The 15,474-nt window shown below is 60.2% G+C and carries 15 protein-coding genes; 8 read left to right on the top strand and 7 right to left on the bottom strand.

Annotation, left to right across the window (positions count from 1 at the left end; all coding sequences use genetic code 11):
* Positions 1-49 precede the first annotated feature (49 nt).
* Genes INF61_RS01075 through INF61_RS01055 form a run of 5 tightly spaced genes read left to right on the top strand, consistent with a single transcriptional unit; the run spans position 50 to position 5,477 of the window.
* Complete coding sequence (locus INF61_RS01075; RefSeq protein WP_193547455.1) at positions 50-2,674, top strand: fimbrial biogenesis usher protein; 2,625 nt, start codon at positions 50-52, stop codon at positions 2,672-2,674.
* Positions 2,675-3,682 carry a fimbrial protein gene (locus tag INF61_RS01070; protein WP_023295472.1) on the top strand — a complete coding sequence of 336 codons (1,008 nt, stop codon included), beginning with the start codon at positions 2,675-2,677 and terminating at the stop codon, positions 3,680-3,682.
* A 9-nt stretch (positions 3,683-3,691) separates the two neighbouring features.
* A complete protein-coding gene (locus INF61_RS01065) occupies positions 3,692-4,237 on the top strand; it encodes a fimbrial protein (protein ID WP_193547454.1) in 546 nt (181 codons plus the stop codon).
* A gap of 9 nt (positions 4,238-4,246) precedes the next feature.
* Complete coding sequence (locus INF61_RS01060; RefSeq protein ID WP_017692635.1) at positions 4,247-4,768, top strand: fimbrial protein; 522 nt, start codon at positions 4,247-4,249, stop codon at positions 4,766-4,768.
* Entirely contained in the window at positions 4,761-5,477 is a 717-nt protein-coding gene (locus INF61_RS01055; protein WP_193547453.1) for a fimbria/pilus periplasmic chaperone, read from the top strand. The genes INF61_RS01060 and INF61_RS01055 overlap by 8 nt, the downstream gene beginning before the upstream one ends.
* 34 nt (positions 5,478-5,511) lie before the next feature.
* Here INF61_RS01055 and INF61_RS01050 read toward each other — a convergent pair whose 3' ends face one another.
* Positions 5,512-6,114: a helix-turn-helix domain-containing protein gene (locus tag INF61_RS01050; RefSeq protein ID WP_193547452.1), complete on the bottom strand. Its 603-nt coding sequence runs from the start codon at positions 6,112-6,114 to the stop codon at positions 5,512-5,514.
* Between the two features lie 42 nt (positions 6,115-6,156).
* Here INF61_RS01050 and INF61_RS01045 point away from each other — a divergent pair, with 42 nt between their 5' ends.
* A complete protein-coding gene (locus tag INF61_RS01045; RefSeq protein WP_047726746.1) occupies positions 6,157-6,846 on the top strand; it encodes a B3/4 domain-containing protein in 690 nt (229 codons plus the stop codon).
* Between the two features lie 134 nt (positions 6,847-6,980).
* On the opposite strand, the gene lsrG is transcribed toward INF61_RS01045, so the two are convergent.
* Genes lsrG through lsrA form a run of 6 tightly spaced genes read right to left on the bottom strand, consistent with a single transcriptional unit; the run spans position 6,981 to position 12,666 of the window.
* Positions 6,981-7,274 (bottom strand): (4S)-4-hydroxy-5-phosphonooxypentane-2,3-dione isomerase, encoded by a 294-nt coding sequence (lsrG, locus tag INF61_RS01040; protein WP_023295476.1) that lies wholly within the window; start codon positions 7,272-7,274, stop codon positions 6,981-6,983.
* Positions 7,271-8,158: a 3-hydroxy-5-phosphonooxypentane-2,4-dione thiolase gene (lsrF, locus tag INF61_RS01035; RefSeq protein ID WP_017382415.1), complete on the bottom strand. Its 888-nt coding sequence runs from the start codon at positions 8,156-8,158 to the stop codon at positions 7,271-7,273. Before lsrF ends, lsrG begins: the two co-directional genes overlap by 4 nt.
* 11 nt (positions 8,159-8,169) lie before the next feature.
* Positions 8,170-9,171 carry an autoinducer 2 ABC transporter substrate-binding protein LsrB gene (lsrB, locus tag INF61_RS01030; protein ID WP_045348124.1) on the bottom strand — a complete coding sequence of 334 codons (1,002 nt, stop codon included), beginning with the start codon at positions 9,169-9,171 and terminating at the stop codon, positions 8,170-8,172.
* A gap of 1 nt (position 9,172) precedes the next feature.
* On the bottom strand, positions 9,173-10,150 hold the full coding sequence (lsrD, locus tag INF61_RS01025) for an autoinducer 2 ABC transporter permease LsrD (protein ID WP_032103364.1): 978 nt from the start codon (positions 10,148-10,150) through the stop codon (positions 9,173-9,175).
* Complete coding sequence (gene lsrC, locus INF61_RS01020) at positions 10,151-11,182, bottom strand: autoinducer 2 ABC transporter permease LsrC (protein ID WP_039269700.1); 1,032 nt, start codon at positions 11,180-11,182, stop codon at positions 10,151-10,153.
* Entirely contained in the window at positions 11,179-12,666 is a 1,488-nt protein-coding gene (gene lsrA / locus INF61_RS01015) for an autoinducer 2 ABC transporter ATP-binding protein LsrA (RefSeq protein ID WP_032669124.1), read from the bottom strand. Before lsrA ends, lsrC begins: the two co-directional genes overlap by 4 nt.
* Before the next feature lie 215 nt (positions 12,667-12,881).
* Between lsrA and lsrR the strand changes: the two genes are divergently transcribed.
* Both lsrR and lsrK read left to right on the top strand, forming a co-directional pair.
* Entirely contained in the window at positions 12,882-13,853 is a 972-nt protein-coding gene (lsrR, locus tag INF61_RS01010) for a transcriptional regulator LsrR (RefSeq protein ID WP_015571933.1), read from the top strand.
* Positions 13,854-13,885: 32 nt separating this feature from the next.
* The gene (gene lsrK, locus INF61_RS01005) at positions 13,886-15,466 is read left to right on the top strand and encodes an autoinducer-2 kinase (RefSeq protein WP_045327433.1); all 1,581 of its coding nucleotides are present in this window, start codon (positions 13,886-13,888) and stop codon (positions 15,464-15,466) included.
* The last annotated feature ends 8 nt before the right edge of the window (positions 15,467-15,474 follow it).

The following is a 15,474-nucleotide window of genomic DNA, read 5'->3' as shown; positions in this document are numbered from 1 at the left end:
CGTTACGTATGACGTTTTGTCATTAAAAGCCTCGCAGGTAAGGGAAGACATGAAGCGTGTTCAGCCACGAAGATTTTACGCGCTCGTCAGAGCGTCGCTAACGCCGCTGGCGTTGACGATTGCGGGACTCCTTTCGTCCATCACCGTGCGCGCGGAGTATTTTTTTAACCCGGCATTTTTGTCGAGCGATCCTTCCGCCGTGGCGGATCTCTCCCGTTTTTCAACAAATGGCCAGGCGCCGGGCGTCTATCGCGTGGATCTCTGGCTGAATGGAACATTTGTCACCACCCGCGATATCAACTTTATCGCCAGAACCGTAACGGACGGAGCCGTACAGGGCGACGACACGGGGCTAATGGCCTGCCTGACGCCCAAAGCGTATGAAAACCTGGGCGTCAACGTTCAGGCATTCCCGGCGCTGGCCGCCGCGAAAGCCGACAGCTGCGTGGACATTGCCGCCATTATTCCGGCCGCTGCCACTCTCTTTAATTTCGAACAGCAGCGTCTGGAAATCAGCATTCCGCAGGCCGCATTACGCAACAACGCGCGCGGCTATATCGCGCCAGAGCAGTGGGATGAAGGTATTAACGCTCTGCTGCTGAACTATAACTTTAGCGGCTCATACAGCCGCGATCGCAGCGAAAACGGCACAACCCACAAAAGCTATTTCCTCGGCCTGAACAGCGGGGTGAATCTTGGTGCGTGGCGTCTGCGGGACTACTCGACGTGGAACTACTATAACAGCGACGAGAACCGCCATAGCGAATGGGAACATATCAACACCTATCTTGAGCGGACGGTGATTCCGCTAAAGGGCAGACTGACGGTGGGCGATAGCTATACCTCGTCGGAAATTTTCGACAGCCTTCCCTTTCGCGGCGCGCAGATCGCCTCGGACGACAACATGCTGCCAGACAGCATGAAAGGCTTTGCGCCCACAATTCGCGGAATTGCCAAAAGCAACGCGCAGGTCACCATCAAGCAGAACGGCTATAGTCTTTACCAGAGCTACGTTCCGCCCGGCGCCTTCGCCATTAACGATCTCTTCCCAACCTCCTCCAGCGGCGACCTCACGGTGGAAGTGAAGGAGACGGACGGCAGTATCTCCCGCTATTCCGTTCCTTACTCCGCCGTACCGCTCCTCCAGCGCGAAGGGCGGGTGAAGTATGCCCTGACGGCGGCACAGTACCGCAGCAATAACGGTCAGCAGGACGAGGTGAATTTTGCCCAGGGCACGCTGATTTGGGGGCTACCGCAGGGCGTAACCGTCTATGGCGGCTCACAGCTTTCCGGCGATTATCACGCGCTGGCTCTTGGCGCTGGCCTCAATATGGGCAACTTTGGCGCCGTCTCTCTCGACGTTACCCACGCGCGCAGTACGCTGGCCGACGACACCAGCCATACGGGGCAGTCTCTTCGTTTCCTGTATGCCAAATCCCTCAACAAGATGGGTACGAACTTCCAGCTGCTGGGCTACCGCTACTCCACGTCCGGGTTCTATAACCTGGATGAGACAACCTACACACATATGCAGGGCTATACGGGCGATGCGGAGCAGGATGACGCGAATGAGGCCACGAACTGGCTGGACTACTACAACCTCAACTGGACTAAACGCGGCAAGCTTCAATTCAATATTTCGCAGCAGCTAGGCAGGCTCGGCTCGCTGTTCGTGACCGGAAGCCAGCAGAGCTACTGGCACACGGACGACAAAAACACGCTCGTCCAGGTGGGATACAGCGGTACCTGGGCCGGGATCTCATACAGCCTGACCTACAACTACAACAAATCGCCGGGCATGTCGGATAGCGATGAGATTTATGCGATTAACCTTTCCTTCCCGCTTAGCCAGTGGCTTTCACCTGCCAATGACGTCAGCCAGAAGCGGAACTACGCCTATGCCACCTACGGCATGAGCGCCAATAAACATGGAGAAACATCTCAGAACGCGGGGATTAACGGCACGCTGCTGGCGGAGAACAACCTTAACTACAGCGTGCAGGAAGGTTATGCCCGCCAGGGGGCTGGCTCGCAAGGTTCCGCCAGTCTGGAATACGATGCCGCCTACGGCAACGCCAGCCTGGGCTACAACTACAGCGATAACGGCGATTATCGGGAAGTAACCTACGGCCTGAGCGGAGGCGTGGTAGCCCACCGCAACGGCATCACCTTAAGCCAGCCACTGGGTGATACCAACGTGCTGATTGCCGTACCGGGCGCAGCGGACGTCAGCGTCGAGAATGAACCCGGTATCCATACCGACGGACGCGGCTATGCGGTGGTGCCTTACGCCTCGGCCTACCATCTGAACAGGATGGCGCTGGACATTAACTCCCTCTCAGACGCCATGGATATCGATGATGCCGTCACCAGCGTGGTGCCGACCCACGGCGCCATCGTGCGCGCCACGTTTAACGCCCGTCTGGGCGCACGCGCGCTGGTAACGCTGCGCTACCACGGCAAGCCGGTGCCGTTTGGCGCCATGGTTTCCCGCGACGATAACGGCAGCGACACCATCGTAGGCGAAGAAGGCGAAACCTACCTCTCCGGCCTGAGCCAAAAGGGAGTGTTGAAGGCGCAATGGGGAGAAGGGGCGGATAAGCGCTGTACGGCCAACTACCACTTACCTGAAAGCATACAGCCGCTGCTGCGGATCACCATGGAGTGTTCATAAATGAAATTAAGGATGATGCTTCTCTCTGCCGCTGGGCTACTTTTTTCGCTGAGCAGCCTGGCCGCAACGTGCAAAAACGCTAACGGCGGAATTTCCATGGTGAATTACGATCTGACCACCACGCTCACCACGGATCAAAACATCAAGGGCAACGGTACAGAGCTGAACCGAACCCAGGATATCCACGTCAACGCCACCTGTCCCCCAGGCAACTGGGAGAAGCGCACCTATCGTACCTATATCTCACCTTTCCCCGTGGTCAAAACGGAAGGCGAGTGGAAATATTTACAGCTTGATCCGGATTATATTATCGGTGCGATGAAAATCCATGATGCCACCATCGGCGATTTTTATCCGCCGGTGGAGTATGTCCACATGGGGGGGCACGAAGAGGTGGATACGGGCGGCGTCTTCCCGGTGAACGACAGCAATCTGACCTTCAAAATACAGATTGTCAGGCCGTTCATCGGCTCGGTCGTGATCCCGCCGAAACTGATGTTTAACGTCTATGTCACCACGACGGAAAATGACCGGCCCACCGTAATCGTTTATCAGATCACCTACAGCGGCGTAATAACCGTCCCGCAAAACTGCGTGATTAACGCCGGGCAAACCGTCACCGTCGATTTTGGGGCACTCTACCACGGCGATTTCACCCAGGCCGGACAGCGACCCGACAGCGTAGCGCCAAAAACCTTTACCGTGCCGATCGAATGCAACGCTGATGTCAACTCACCGGCGCAGCTCACCCTGCGGGTACAGGGGACGGCAGACGCTCGTTTCGCCAACGCGCTGGCGACGGATAACCCGGACGTGGCCGTCGTCGTGACCAGCCCGCAGGGCGAGATCCTGCGGCCAAACGTGTTCTCAAGCAGCGTCCCCTTTACCACGGATATGTCAGGACGCGCGGACGTGACGCTGCAAGCCTACCCCATCAGCACCACCGGGCAGTCGCCAGAGCTGGGCGTCTTCAGGGCGCTGGCGCTGTTACGCATTGATTTCGCCTGAGGAAGCGTAATGACCATTTCATGGAAAAACACCGTATGGCTGAGCGTGGCCCTGTTAAACCCGCCGCTGGTGAAGGCTGACGACACAAGCTTTAACGTGCAGTTTATCGGCACCATCGTTGGGGAATCCTGTAACGTCGATACTAACAGCGCAGAGCAAACGATCGACCTGGGTGAATTTACGATAGAGGAATTTCCGCGCGTGGGCGCCACGACACCGGAAAAGCAGTTTGCCATCACGCTCAAAAACTGCACCCGCGCAATCGGCGGCACGACCGTCTGGTTTACCGGCGACGCGGACGCCAACGATCCCACGCTGCTTGCCCTCTCAGATACGGGAAAAGGGACGCAGCACATGATGGCGACCGGACTGGCAGTCGAGCTGCTCGACAGCGCGCGGGCGTCTGTCCCGATCAATAATACCGAGTCGCCGCTATATCCCCTGCTGCCGGGCGATAACACGCTGACCTTCTTCCTGCGCTATAAATCTACGCTGCCGACGGTCACCACCGGCAACGCCACCGCCGTGATGTATTTCGATCTGCTTTACCAGTAAGGAGACAGAATGACGATCCTGAACAGGTTATTTATCTGTTGCGCGCTGCTGTTGTCAGGCAAGACGCTCGCCCATGACGGCACGGTCTATATTACCGGCGTGGTGAAAGGCAAAACCTGTATTGTCTCCCCCGGCTCGGAACAGCTGGTAGTGGAGATGCATGATGTGGCGGCCCGCCAGCTGGCCGGGCAAAAAAACGAAACGCCCTATGAGCCGTTCACTATTAACCTTGAAGCCTGCGGCGCCGGGTTATCCGCCGTCAGCACCCATTTTGAAGGCACGCCGGACGGTAACAATAGCGATCTGCTGGCCCTGACCGGCGGGCCGGACTATGCAACCGGCGTGGCTATCGGCCTCTATAATCCTGATAAATCGCTGATCGCCATGGGGGATGAAAGCCTGCCGTTCGCGCTAAGCAATGACCAGACCACCCTGGCGCTGCATTTTTACGCCCGCTACCTCGCCGTGACGAACGCCGTTACGCCGGGGGTGGCTAACGCTGCCGCCACCTTTGTGCTGACCTATGCGTGAGGCCAGCCTGCTGAAAAAAGCGGGGATAGCCCTGCTGACCGCCGCGTCTTTCTGGCTCTTGCCTGCTCAGGCCGGGGTGGTGATTGGCGGCACGCGGTTTGTTTATCCTCAGGATCAGCGCGCTATCAGCGTCACCGTGCGCAATAAGTCCTCGCTGCCGTATCTGATTGGCACAAAAATTTATCGCGGCGGCCGATGGCCGGGGGCGCAGCAGCCCCCCGAAGCGGCCACCGCGTGGTTTACCGCGACGCCGCCACTTTTTGCACTCCAGCCCGGACGTGAGAATAAGATCCGTCTGTTTCGCGCCGATGCGCCGCTTCCTGCCGATCGCGAAACGCTTTTCACGCTAAGCATTGCCTCCATTCCGGCCAGCCAGCGTCACAGCGATAACGTTCAGATGGCGGTACGTTCCAGCATGAAGTTTATCTATCGCCCGGAGGGGATTCAGGGCGAACCGGCGCTGGCCTATCGTCAGCTACGCTGGCAGCTGACCGCCGACGGGCTGACGGTTGAAAACCCGTCGCCTTATTACGTTACGCTGTATCAGCTTTCCGTTAACGGAACGCGGGTGGATAACGCCGGCGTTGTCGCCCCTCTGAGCCAGCGACGAACGGACTGGTGTAAAGGGACTGCCAGGTGCCAGCTCACCTGGCAGTCGCTGAGCGACGAGGGGCGGATATTGCCCTCGATCGCCCGCACGGTGAAATAATTGCTCGCGGGGGTATCCTGGCAGCGGACCGACACTAGCGGTGAAACTCCGCTACCGTCATGGTAAAGCGCAGCACTTTTTCTCCCTCATTGCCATAGCCGTGCGCCGCTTCCGTTTTCGCTACCGCCGACGCGCCAGCATTAACCTGTACCACCGTCTCGTCCACCGTCAGGGTTAATACGCCTTCGTTCACGTGCAGCAGCTCAAACGTTCCCGCCGGATGTCCCGGAGAGGTGAAAGTCTCTCCCGGATGCATCTCCCACTGCCACAGCTCAATCATGTCGGGGCCTGCGGTGCCTGCCAGCAATCTGGCATAACCGCCCTGTGCGCCCTGCCACAGAACCGGGATCGCCTCTTCCTGAATAATGTGTATCTGCGGCTCGCTGGAGACGTTAACGATGTCTGCCACCGAGACGCCAAGCGCGGCGGCCAGTTTGCACAGAATGGCAATGCTGGGGTTGGCAGCCCCTTTTTCGATCTCCACCAGCATGCCTTTGCTGACGCTGGCGCGGCGGGAAAGCTCGTCCAGCGACAGCTTTTTCTCTTTCCGCCAGCTGCGGATACGGTTCGCCACGGCCAGGCTTACCTGGACAACATCGGCGCCCGCATCGGTCATTATATTGACTTTATCAGTCATTGGTCACTACCATGGTATAAAACAGTCAATACAGGATTATTTATGTCTCTTCTAACACCGTCAATAGATTCGCGACTTGTCGGGATCGCGCCCGGCTTTCGGGCGCTGAGCATTCTGGTTGAAGCTGCCCCGATTACCCAACCGGAGGTTGCGCCCGCTGCGCTGGCGCAGGCCTGCCAGCAGATGCTCAATGATGATGTGCCCTGGGCAGAAAATCATCTCGCCGCCTGGGATGAGGTGTTTAAAGCCTTTGGTGCAAAACCCAAACGTACGCCCTGCTCGGCCTCGGCCCTGCGCAAGCGCGTGATGAGAGACGGTTCGCTGCCGCCGCTCGACCCGGTGGTGGATATCTATAATGCCATCAGTATCCGCTACGCTATTCCGGTAGGGGGAGAAAATCTGGCGGCTTACTCGGGAGCGCCGCGCCTGACGCTGGCCGACGGCAGCGAGCCGTTTGATACCTTTAAAGAAGGTGAGCCGGTTGTAGAAAATCCGGAGCCAGGCGAAGTTATCTGGCGTGACGATCTCGGCGTCACCTGCCGCCGCTGGAACTGGCGACAGGGGGTACGCACGCGTCTGGACAGCCAGGCGAAATCCATGTGGTTTATTCTCGAAAGCCTGCCGTCGATGCCGCTGGCGGCATTACAGGAAGCTGGCGATGAGCTGGTGAGCAATCTGCAAAAGCTGATGCCGGGCGCGACGGCGCGTGTTCAGTTGCTGGAGCTGGCGTGAACAACGCCGGGTGGCGCTTCGCTTACCCGGCCTACAAATACTGCATATGTAGGCCCGGTAAGCGCAGCGCCACCGGGCAAACACCGCACCATCCCCCGTAGGCCCGGTAAGCGCAGCGCCACCGGGCAAAGCCGCTACTCCGGCAACAACCCCACAAAACAGCGTTTTTTGCGCGGCTCTGACATCAGCTCTTCAAGCTTATCCACGCACGCCAGATAGTGTGGCGTTTGCTTATGCGCCAGCACCGCCGCTTCGTCCTTATAGGCTTCGTAGATAAAGAAGCGGGTTTTCACCCGCGGGTCCTGCAAGACATCAAAGCGCAGGTTTCCCGGCTCCTTGATGGCCCCCTCGTGGTTGGCGCGAAATACCTCCAGAAACTCGTCTACCCGCTCGGGTTTAATATTAATCTCCACCAGCGTCACGTTCATTTTGCTTCTCCCTGTTTCTCTTCCTGCCAGAACTGGAACGCATCGCGTGCATTCCAGTTCTCGTGAACCACTTTTTTTACCGCCTTCAGCATGGCGAGCGGCGCGCTGGACTGGAAGATGTTGCGCCCCATGTCCACGCCGGATGCGCCCTGGTCAATCGCCCGCCAGCACATCTCCAGCGCCTCGTGCTCCGGCAGCTTTTTGCCCCCGGCGATAACAATCGGCACCGGGCAGCTGGCGGTCACTTTTTCAAAGCCCTCGTCCACGTAGTAGGTTTTGACGAACTGCGCTCCCATTTCGGCGGCGATGCGGCTGGCAAGCGAGAAATAGCGCGCGTCACGCGCCATCTCTTTCCCGACGCCCGTCACCGCCAGCGTCGGCATGCCGTAGCGCGCCCCCGCATCCACCAGCTTGATGATGTTGTTGATCGACTGATGCTCAAACGGGCTTCCGATATACACCTGCGCCGCCACCGCGCAGACGTTCAGGCGCAGCGCGTCCTCCATCGCCACCGCCACGCACTCGTTGGACAGCTCGCCCAGAATCGAGTTACCGCCGGAGGCGCGCAGCACCACCGGTTTGTTCGTGGCGGCTGGCACCTGGCTCCTGAGGATGCCGCGGGTGCACATCAGCACGTCGGTTTCACCAAACAGCGGCGCGATGGAGAGATCGATACGCTCAAGGCCGGTGGTCGGCCCCTGAAAGTAGCCGTGGTCAAAGGCCAGCATCACCGTGCGGTTGCTCTGTGGGTTGAAGATGCGCGCAAGCCTCGACTGCATTCCCCAGTCCAGCGAGCCGCAGCCCTTCAGGGTGTACGGCACATTCTGCTGCGGCGTGCCGATGCCAAAATCCTTGCCGTCTTTGATGTCGTCTAAATCAGCCATTTGCTCCCCCGTCAGAAATCGTATTTGTTGATGTTCTCTTTGGTGAACACCACCCGCTCCGGCAGCAGCACGATGCCGTTGCCCTTCGCCTCATACTGGTAGCCCTGCACGCTGTTCGGCTCGACCTTCAGCGTCCCGATATCTTTCACGTCGACGCTGTCGCCAGGGTTAAGATCGCCTTTTTTCAGTAAACGATCGGCGACATTGACCGCAATTTTGCCCTGTTGCACCACATCCCACAGGCCGAAGGCTTTCACCGTGCCGCGCTCAACGTACGGGCGCATCACGTTCGGCGTGCTGAAGCCGACAATCGCCACCCCTTCCCGTTTCAGGTTTTCCGCCGCCTGTGCCGCAGCTGGCAGGGCGTTGGCGTCCGGGGCGATGATCGCATCCAGATCCGGATAGGCTTTTAAGATCCCTTCGGCGGTTTGCAGAGATTTGGTGGCGTCGTTATAGCCAAACTGGGTGGTGACGACCTGCCACTGAGGATGATCTTTCTCGATTTTGGCCTTCGCCTCTTTCACCCACTGGTTCTGGTCGGTAACGGTCGGGCTGGAGTAGAAGAACGCCACTTTCGCGTTCGGTTTGGTGACCTGCTTGCCCGCCATGTCCACCAGCAGACTGCCGAGCTGTTCCGGCGTGCCCTGGTTGATATAGATGCTGCGGCACTCCGGTTTGGTGTCGGAGTCCCAGGTCAGGACCTTCACGCCGCGCTGCATCGCGCGCTTCAGCGCCGGGCAGAGACCGTCCGGCGACACGGCAGAGACGATGATGGCGTTATAGCCCTGGTTGACGAAGTTATTGATCAGCTGCACCTGGCCGGAGACGCTCGGCTCGGTCGGGCCGTCGTAGGTCACGTCCACGCCGAGATCTTTCCCCGCCTCTTTCGCGCCGTTGCCGCCGCTGGTGAAGAAGCCCACGCCTACCAGTTTCGGGATAAAGGCAATGCGGTCCGCCGCCTGCGCCGAAGCGAAGCTGAGGGCCATTGCCAGGACGAATAGTTTTGTTTTCATCTTACGCTCCGGATAGTTTTCTGAAGAGAGAACGCACCCATTCGCGGTGCAGACTCAGCGAACGTCCCATCACCACCACAACCAGCAGCGCCCCTGACAGCGCGCTCGACACCTGGTTGGGGATGCCGACCATCTGTAAACCCTGTTGCAGGTACCCCACCAGCAGCGCCGCCAGCGCCGTACCGACAACCGAACCTGACCCGCCGTAGATATTTGCCCCGCCGAGTACGGCGGCGGTGAGCGCGGGCATGAGTAAATCGCGCCCCAGATCCGAGCGCGCGGAACCGAAATAGGAAACCATCACCAGCGCGGCAACCGCCGAGGCTACCCCCACCAGGCCGTACAGCGCGTACGGCATGCCGTTCACCGACAGCGCCGCATAGCGCGCCGCACGCGGATTCTGGCCGATTAAAAACAGATGCCGACCAAAGCGCCCGCGGTGGGTAATCAGCCAGAAGAAAGCGGTAATCACCGCGAACAGCACCAGCGGGATCGGCAGGCCCACCACCGTGAGGTTAGCGAAGGTGGTAAAGCTGTCCGGGAAGCCGCCGATCCCCTCGTAGCCCGTCGCCCCCGCCATGCCGGAGAGCAGCAGCGCCCCGCCGCCGTAGAGGTAGAGCGTGCCGAGGGTAATGACCAACGGGCTGATGCCGGTGTAGTGGATTAGCGCCGCATTCACCAGCCCGCACAGCAGGCCGAGCAGCAGCGTCAGAGGGATGGCAACCGCCATCGGCCACCCTGCCTGCATCATCACCCCCAGCGCGATGGCGCACAGGCCGATGGTTGAGCCGAGGGAAATATCGATCCCGCCGCTGATAATCACAAGCGTAAGCGGCAGCGCCACGATGCCAATGCAGATAAAGTCGCTGGTGCTGAACAGCAGCATGTTGATATCAAGCATGCGCGGGTTGATGGCGCCGAAGAGCAGGATCTCCAGCACCAGTAAAATCAGCAGCGCGCTTTCCCAGTTAAGCCTCATTTACGCCACCTCTTTTTTGCGTTTGGGAAACGGGGTAACGTGCTTTCCCCCTTTGTTACCCGGCTGGAAACGGCTGTATTTCAGCGCCCGCTGATGCCGTGAGAGCGCCTGACGCAGCCGCCCGTCGAGCACCAGCACACCCAGCAGCACCAGCCCGGCGATAAAGTCGTTCCACCAGGCCGGGAGCCGGAACAGCACCAGCACGGTATCGATTTGGGTGAGGAAGAATGCTCCCAGCAGAGCACCGATCAGCGTGCCCGTGCCGCCCAGCAGTGAAATGCCACCGAGCACGCAGGCGGCGATGGCTTTCATCTCCAGCCCGCTGCCGGTCTGGTTGGGCACAAAGCCAATCTGCGCGGCAAACACAATCCCGGCGCAGGCCGCCAGCATGCCGTTGAGGGTAAAGGCGATCATGCGGGTGCGGTTCACCGCCACGCCCAGCTGGCGCGCGGCGGCGAGGTTATCCCCCACGGCGTAAAAATCACGTCCAAAGGCGGTGCGCGACAGCGTCCACGCGCCGATGGCCGCGATAATCAACACCAGCATGCCGAGCGGCGAAATGCCGACGGCGGCGGGCTCAGAGAGAGATTTCAGCCCCGGCGGCAGCCCTTCTATCCACTTCCCGCCGGTCCACAGCAGCATCGCCCCACGATACAGCCCCAGCGTGCCGAGGGTGGCGACAATCGCCGGAATGCGCAGGCCCACCACCAGATAACCGTTGAACGCCCCCGCCAGCGCGCCAATCGACAGCGCGAAGAGAATGGAAACGGGCAGGCTGTAGCCGCTGTTCAGCGCCACGCCGACGGCGATCGCCGAAAGCCCGACGGTGGAGCCGACGGAGACGTCAATATTGCGGGTCAGCATCACCAGCGCCGCGCCGATAGCCAGCAGGATCAAGATCTGCGAGCTGGCGAAGATCATCCCCAGCGTCTGTAAGCTCAGGTAGGACGGGTTCAGCGCCACCAGCACGGCGAACAGCGCCAGAATGGAGAGAAACGCGCTCAGCTCGCGGTTTTTCAGTAAGATCTTCATGATTGCCCTCCAAACGCCAGCGCCATCATCCGGTCGAGGCTGACGGCGTGGCGCGGCAGCTCGCCGCTGAGCACGCCCTGATGCATTACCAGCACCCGATCCGCGAGGCCGGGAAACTCATCGAGATCGCTTGAGATCATCAGCACCGCCACGTTCTGCGCCGCCACGCTTTTCAGCAGCTGATAAATATCAGCGCGCGCCGATACGTCCACGCCGCGCGTCGGTTCATCGACGATCAGCAGCAGCGGGTTGGCCTCAAGACAGCGCGCCAGCAGCACCTTCTGCTGATTACCACCGGAGAGCGTGCGCACGGTTTGATCCGCATGGTTGAGCTTGATCCCCAGCGCCCGGTGATAGCGTTCCACTACCGCAGACTCCCGCTTTCGCTGCTGCCAGAGCGACGGCTCGTTCAGCGCCACGGTGTTCCAGCGGATCGGCGCGTCGAGAAACAGGCCGGACACCTGCCTGTCTTCCGGCAGATAGACCAGCCCTTTTTGCAGGCGTGAACTGACCGGATCGGCGGTGATCTCCTGGCTCTCCAGCCACACCCGCCCGCCGCGAACCGGACGCAGGCCGTAGAGCGTTTCGGCAAACTCGGTGCGCCCGGACCCCACCAGCCCGGCCAGACCAACGATCTCCCCGGCGTAAATCTCAAGGCTGAGATCGATAAAGCCCTCCCCGGTGAGCGCTTCCACGCGCAGCACGGGAAAATCCTGCGCCTGGGTGCGGCGGTTGCCCGGCAGCGCCAACCACAGCTTTTGCGTATCGCTCAGGGATGCTTCCCGGCTTACAGGCGTCATGGCGGCGATCAGGGCGTTATCGTCAAAATGCGCAGTTTCGCCGCTGAGCACCACCGCGCCGTCGCGCATCACTGAGACGTGACTCGCCAGCTGTCGAATCTCCGGCAGCTTATGCGAGATAAAAACAATCCCGACGCCAAGATCCTGCAAGGCACGGATCTGGCGAAACAGCCGTTCGGTTTCACCGGGCGTCAGCGAGGCCGTGGGTTCATCAAGGATCAGAATTCTGGCGTTGCGCATCAGCCCGCGCAGGATCTCCACCATCTGCTGGTCCGCCACCTCGAGGGTGCTGGCGGTAGCGTCGAGGTTAAGCTGGCATTGCAGCTGCCGGAGTTTTTCCGCCAGGCGTTTTTCCCGATCGCGCTCTCGCGGCAGACGAAACAGGATGTTTTCCCGCACCGTCAGGTTGGGAAATAGCAGCGGCTCCTGCGGCACCAGATAAATGCCTAACCTGTGCGCCTGCGCCGGGGTAAGCCGTGCAAAAGACTCACCCGCCACCGAAAGTTCACCGCTATCCGGGGTTTCTACCCCGGCGATGATCTTCATCAGCGTCGATTTTCCCGCGCCGTTACCGCCCATCAGCGCATGCACCTGCCCCGCAAGCAGTGTGAAATCAATGCCTTTTAAGACCGGTACGCCTGAAAACTGCTTGCTGATATCACGCGCGTCGAGAAGTGGTGTCATCATCGCTCCGCTATTGAACAAATGATTTTTAGATTTAATAATGTTCAAAAGCGTAGACGGTGAACTATATTTACAACCGTGCAGGGATCACAGTTTTATCGATTGAGATTCAGATAAAGCGGAAACGATCGAAAAGATCCGTTTTGTCGCGTGGCTCACATTTTCACGTCGCACCATCACGAACATATGATCTAAATTTTTATAAGAGTTCAATTATGAGCGATAAACGCACTGCGGAAGAAGGACGGTTTGCCGGGCTGGCACTGGCGGAAGAGGAGCTGGTGGCGCGCGTGGCCTGGTGCTACTACCACGACGGGCTGACCCAGAACGACATCGGCGAACGGCTCGGGCTGCCGCGTCTGAAGATCTCCCGCCTGCTGGAGAAAGGCCGTCAGTCCGGGGTGATCCGCGTGCAGATCAACTCCCGCTACGAGGGCTGCCTGGCGCTGGAAACCGAGCTGCAACAACGATTTGGCCTGAAGCTGGTGCGCGTGATGCCCGCCCTGAATACGCCGCCGATGAACGTGCGGCTGGGCATTGGCGCGGCACAGTCGCTGATGGGCGTACTGCAACCCGGCCAGCTGTTAGCGGTGGGCTTCGGTGAAACCACCATGAGCAGTCTGCAACACTTAAGCGGTTTTATCAGCTCGCAGCAGATCCGCCTGGTGACGCTCTCCGGCGGCGTCGGGCCGTATATGACCGGTATCGGCCAGCTGGATGCGGCCTGTAGCGTCAGCATGATCCCCGCCCCGCTTCGCGTGTCATCCGCTGAAGTCGCCGGGATCTTAAAGCGCGAAACCAGCGTGCGGGACGTGATCCTCGCCGCCACCGCGGCTGACGTGGCGGTGGTCGGGATTGGCTCGGTAAACCAGCGCCGTGACGCGACGATACTGCGCTCCGGCTATATCAGCGAAGGTGAACAGCTGATGTACGCCCGTAAAGGCGCGGTGGGCGATATCCTTGGCTATTTCCTTAATGCCGAAGGGGAATGCGTTGAGGAGCTGGAGATCCACAAAGAATTACTGGGCGTCACGCTCGATGAACTGGCGCAGCTGCCCACCATCGTAGGCGTGGCCGGAGGGGAAGAGAAAGCCGATGCGATTTATGCCGCACTGAAAGGTCGCCGTATTAATGGCCTGGTGACGGAAGAGACGACAGCCCGCGCGGTGCTGGCTCTGGCCGGATAAGAGCAGCCCTGCGCCTGACACGAGGCAAGCTCATGAGTTACCTTTTAGCGTTAGATGCAGGGACAGGCAGCGTTCGCGCCGTGATTTTTGATTTACAGGGCAACCAGATTGCCGTTGGCCAGGCCGAGTGGAAGCACCTGAGCGTGGAGAACGTGCCGGGCTCGATGGAGTTCGACCTCGACACCAACTGGCGGCTGGCCTGCCGGTGTATTCATCAGGCGCTGGAGCGCGCACGCCTGAGCGCGGCGGATATTCAGTCCGTCGCCTGCTGCTCGATGCGCGAAGGGATTGTGCTGTACGACCGCAACGGCGAGGCAATCTGGGCCTGCGCCAACGTCGACGCCCGCGCCAGCCGCGAGGTGGCTGAACTCAAAGAGATCCACGACTACCGGTTTGAATCCGAAGTGTATGATGTTTCCGGCCAGACGCTTGCCCTCAGCGCCATGCCGCGCCTGCTGTGGCTGGCGCACCATCGTCCGGATATTTATCGTAAAGCCGCCACCATCACCATGATCAGCGACTGGCTGGCGGCGAAGCTCTCCGGTGAGCTGGCGGTCGATCCGTCCAATGCGGGCACCACCGGCATGCTGGATCTCTTCTCCCGCGACTGGCGTCCGGCGCTGCTCGACATGGCCGGGCTGCGCGCCGATATCCTCTCCCCGGTGAAAGAGACCGGCACCGTGCTGGGCGCTGTCACCAAAGAGGCCGCGCAGCAGAGCGGCCTGCGCGAAGGCACACCGGTGGTGATGGGCGGCGGCGACGTGCAGCTGGGCTGTCTGGGGCTGGGCGTGGTCCGCGCCGGACAAACGGCGGTTCTCGGCGGCACCTTCTGGCAGCAGGTGGTGAATCTGCCGCAGGTGCGCACCGACCCTGAGATGAACATCCGCGTAAACCCGCACGTCATCCCCGGCATGGCGCAGGCGGAGTCGATCAGCTTCTTTACCGGGCTAACCATGCGCTGGTTCCGCGACGCCTTCTGCGCCGAAGAGAAGCTGATTGCCGAACGAATGGGAATGGACACCTACTCCCTGCTCGAAGAGATGGCGAGCCGCGTCCCGGCGGGCTCCCACGGCGTAATGCCGATCTTCTCCGACGCGATGCATTTTAAGCAGTGGTATCACGCAGCGCCGTCGTTTATTAACCTCTCCATCGACCCGGAAAAGTGCAACAAAGCGACGCTGTTCCGCGCGCTGGAAGAGAACGCGGCCATCGTCTCGGCCTGCAACCTGGCGCAGATTTCGCGCTTCTCCGGCGTGACGTTTGAGAGCCTGGTGTTTGCGGGCGGCGGGGCCAAAGGCGCCCTGTGGAGCCAGATTTTAAGCGACGTTACCGGGCTGCCGGTGCGCGTGCCGGAAGTGAAGGAAGCGACGGCGCTGGGTTGCGCGATTGCGGCAGGTGCTGGCGCGGGGTTGTTTGCGGATATGGCTTCGACGGGCGAGCGGCTGGTGAAGTGGAGCCGCGAGTTCACGCCGAACCCGCAGCACCGCGAGCTGTACGACGGCATGATGCAGAAATGGCAGGCGGTGTATGCCGACCAGCTTGGGCTGGTGGACAGCGGGCTGACGACGTCGATGTGGCAGGCACCGGGGCTGGTGCGGGCAGCGGCGCCGTAAAATACGCC

The sequence above is a fragment of the Enterobacter cloacae complex sp. P18RS genome (assembly GCF_014982105.1).
Lineage (GTDB): Bacteria > Pseudomonadota > Gammaproteobacteria > Enterobacterales > Enterobacteriaceae > Enterobacter > Enterobacter hormaechei_C.
Note: the sequence above shows the minus strand (reverse complement) of the source record. Positions and strands in the feature narration are given on the sequence as shown.